At 46.9% G+C, this 3,808-nt stretch carries 4 protein-coding genes; 3 read left to right on the forward strand and 1 reads right to left on the reverse strand.

The window, feature by feature from the left end:
* Nucleotides 1-323: 323 nt before the first annotated feature.
* The 3 genes from ACOJTG_RS03540 to ACOJTG_RS03550 all read left to right on the forward strand — a co-directional run bounded on the left by ACOJTG_RS03540 (nucleotide 324) and on the right by ACOJTG_RS03550 (nucleotide 2,436).
* Nucleotides 324-1,358 carry a PmoA family protein gene (locus tag ACOJTG_RS03540; protein ID WP_420152545.1) on the forward strand — a complete coding sequence of 345 codons (1,035 nt, stop codon included), beginning with the start codon at nucleotides 324-326 and terminating at the stop codon, nucleotides 1,356-1,358.
* A gap of 93 nt (nucleotides 1,359-1,451) precedes the next feature.
* On the forward strand, nucleotides 1,452-1,970 hold the full coding sequence (locus tag ACOJTG_RS03545; protein ID WP_420152546.1) for an AAA family ATPase: 519 nt from the start codon (nucleotides 1,452-1,454) through the stop codon (nucleotides 1,968-1,970).
* Nucleotide 1,971: 1 nt separating this feature from the next.
* A complete protein-coding gene (locus ACOJTG_RS03550) occupies nucleotides 1,972-2,436 on the forward strand; it encodes a methylglyoxal synthase (protein ID WP_094810713.1) in 465 nt (154 codons plus the stop codon).
* An 83-nt stretch (nucleotides 2,437-2,519) separates the two neighbouring features.
* On the opposite strand, the gene ACOJTG_RS03555 is transcribed toward ACOJTG_RS03550, so the two are convergent.
* Nucleotides 2,520-3,689 carry an MFS transporter gene (locus ACOJTG_RS03555; RefSeq protein WP_420152547.1) on the reverse strand — a complete coding sequence of 390 codons (1,170 nt, stop codon included), beginning with the start codon at nucleotides 3,687-3,689 and terminating at the stop codon, nucleotides 2,520-2,522.
* Nucleotides 3,690-3,808: the final 119 nt, after the last annotated feature.

Raw genomic sequence — 3,808 nt, forward strand, 5'->3', positions numbered from 1 at the left:
CCTATTTTGGATAGTGAATGAAAAACTACCTTTTCAAAAAGATGCTGTTATTAAATTAATCCAAATTAATTTTTTGTTTTCACGGATAATTTCCTATCAATTATGCTTCAAAAGTTACTATTCACCGAAGAAATGAGTAACAATTTTTAAACCTTTCTTAAATCATTCCTATTTTTTCTTCTGTACTGAAAGCTTCTATCCGCAGCAGTATCCGTGGATACTTGCCTTGTTTGGCTTCTTCAGAACAAAAAAATAAAGGGTCGTTGAGGGGTTTTACCTCAAGAAAGGGTCTTTTTTAGACCAGTACTTACAAAACCGATGGTATGAATCACGTCTCTAGACTTATCACCACCGCCCTGCTGCTTACGGGTACGTATGCTTCAGGCCAGAAATTAATTGAATTGAAGTCCAATGAAAAGGCTAACAAAATAGATGTAGTCGTGGACGGTAAACCTTTTACCAGTTATTTCTTCCCCGGCGAAGCGGTACTAAAAAAAGCGGTATTGTATCCGGTATACTCGCCCCAGGGTAATCTCATTACTCGGGGCTGGCCGCTTGATCCACGTCCCGGCGAACGGGTTGATCACCCGCACCACGTAGGGATCTGGTTTAATTACGAGGATGTCAACGGCTACGATTACTGGAACAACTCCAACACGCCGCCCAATCCCAATGCTAAATATGGTACGATCCGGCATACGGGAATCAAATCCAAGAAAGATGGTAAACGAGCCGAATTGACGGTAACCGCCGATTGGGTTGAAGACAACGGCAAAGGTAAAAAGGTACTGCAAGAAACGACTACGTACTTCTTTACGGCTTCTGACAAACAACGCATCATCGACCGCATTACGGTACTAAAAGCCGTGGAAGATGCTCACTTCAAGGATGTTAAAGATGGTATGTTTGCCATCCGGGTAGCCCGGCAGCTGGAACTTCCCTCCACAAAAGCCGAGAAGTATACGGATGCCAACGGTGTCGTAACCGCCGTTCCCAAACTTGATAATACCGGAGTAACCGGCAATTATCGTTCGAGCGAGGGCGTAGAAGGAGCCAAAGTCTGGAGTACCCGGGGTCGCTGGATGAACCTGACGGGCAAGATTAGTAAAGAAGACGTTTCCATTGTCCTAATCGATCACCCGAAAAACGTAAACTATCCAACGTACTGGCATGCCCGCGATTACGGCCTGTTCGCTCTGAATCCACTGGGTGAAAAAGTATTTACGGAAGGGAAAAAAGAGCTGAATTATCAGCTTAAGAAAGGACAATCCGTCGTATTTCGCTATCGTGTGGTGATTACTTCGGGCAAACCGACGGACGCCGAGCTGAATAAACTGGCGGATGCCTTTGCGAAATAACCCTTGGCAAGCCCTCCCGATACTGAAAAAACCGTAAGGCTTGTGCTTTACGGTTTTTGCTTTTTTTAGATTTTTGCTTTCACGAAATTTTTAGTGACCCGATCCATGAAACAAGTCCTTATTTTAGTGGGCGTCAGCGGAAGCGGGAAATCGACCTGGGCCAAAGAATTTTGTCAGAATGAACCGAACTGGTTACGGATCAGTCGGGATGAACTTCGCCGCAGTTTGATCCCCGTATCACTGGGAGCCTACTGGCACTGGCCCAAGGAAGATCAGGACCGGATTGAGCGGCTGGTCGAACGAATGCATACGCGATTACTGCTCGATGCCCTACGCGATGGCTGGCACGTCATTATGGACAATACGCACCTAAAAAAGGCTTACTTCGACGCGTACAAAACGCAGTTGTTGCGTAACGTTCCATCCTTCGAAATGCAGTACAAGCTGTTTGATCCACCTTTGGAAGTCTGTCAGGAACGAGATCATCTACGACCAGATTCCGTAGGAGCCAATGCTATTGCTCATCAGTATGCCTTCTTGCAGGAATTAAAAAATACTTTTGATTTTAAACCTTTTACCTGGCCTGCTGCCAGCCCTAACCTAGTGATTTGAAATGCCAAACCGACACCTTACTCCCCATAAACGCATTGCCCTGGTGGCTCACGACCATAAAAAGGCCGAAATCTTAGACTGGGCGATTAAAAACCGTGATTTTTTAAGTCAACACCAGCTTTTTGCCACGGGTACTACGGGCCGGCTTTTAGAAGAGACCTTGAAGGTTCCGATTATCAAACTGCTTTCGGGTCCGCTGGGAGGTGATCAGCAGATCGGAGCCATGATTGCCGAGGAAAAGATTGATGCAATCATTTTCTTCTGGGATCCTATGGAATCCCAACCGCACGACCCGGATGTGAAAGCTCTTTTACGATTGGCCGTCGTGTGGAATATTCCCATGGCCTGTAACCGGGCTACCGCCGATTTTCTGCTAACTTCTCCCTTCATGCATCAGGAGTACGAATCGCAGTTGACCGACTACAGTACGTATTTAAAACGGCAGGTTCGGGAAAACCTGACCTAAGTACTGACTTTAAGATGCCTTCGTTGTACAAGAAAAAAGCCTCATCCGAACGGATGAGGCTTTTTTTCTTGTACTCGTAGGAGTTAAGCCAATACTTCGGTTTTCGCTACACTTTTCTGACGGAAGTACATCATCACTGCCATCAGGAATCCCGTAAAGGCCAGCATCGCTCCTACCCACTGCGGCGAAGTATAACCCAGACCCGCAGCGATGGGAAGTCCACCCAGATAGGCACCCAAAGCATTACCAATATTAAAGCCTGCCTGACTAACCGAAGAAGCCAGCATTTCGGAACCGTTGGCGGCCCGAATCATTAGAATCTGAATGGGTGCTCCGAGCGTAAATGAAATGGCTCCCGTAATGAAGGTCATGACTAATAATGGAATTTTGAACGGAGCTACGAAGGATACCACAATCAAACAAACTACCATCAAGGATAAGAATAAAGCCGTGGCTTTGATCGGTGAAATGGAATCGGCAGCCATCCCAGAGATGAGATTCCCTACCGCCATTCCAACGCCCGCCAGTACCAGAATCCAAGTAATCTGGTCGCTTCTGAAACCGCCTACTTCCGTCAGTAAGGGAGCGATATAGCTAAACCAGGCAAACAGTCCGCCCGTACCAATTGCTGTAATACCGAGAATCAGCCAGGGTTCAACCCGCGTAAAGAGTTTCAGATCTTTCAGTATACTGGACTCACTGACGGGTGGCATAGCCGGTAGTAACTGTTGAATACTCAGGACCGTAATCAATCCAACAACCGCAATAATCAGAAAGGTAATCCGCCAGCTCATGGTATGGCCAATGTACGTACCCAGCGGAACCCCAATGATATTGGCAATGGTCAGGCCAGCAAACATCATGGAAATCGCCTGTGCTTCTTTACCTGGCGTAGCCAACCGACTCGCCACTACGGCACCCACGCCAAAGAAGGCTCCGTGCGGCAAACCCGAAAGCAAACGGGTCAGCATCATGATTTCGTAATTCGGAGCAAAGGCTGACAAGGCATTACAGAAGGTAAACATAGCCATCAAGCCCAGTAGGATCTTTTTGGGCGGGTAATTGCCCGCGATGCCTACCAGCAAAGGAGCTCCCAATACGACACCCAGGGCATACGCCGAAATCAGGTGCCCAGCTACGGGAATGGAAATATTAAGCGTACGGGAAATATCCGGTAGAATTCCCATCATGACGAACTCGGTCATTCCAATCCCAAAGCCGCCTACGGTGAGTGAAAACAAACTTTTTTTCATAAAATTTTCAAAAGGGAATACGAACCAACGTATACAAAGGGGAACTATTAGCGTAGTCGTTTATCGACCGCATAAGCATTATGCGTATCTACAAAAACCAGCAGAATACAGCAATAGGC

It is taken from the genome of Siphonobacter sp., from assembly GCF_048595215.1.
Classification (GTDB): Bacteria; Bacteroidota; Bacteroidia; order Cytophagales; family Spirosomataceae; genus Siphonobacter.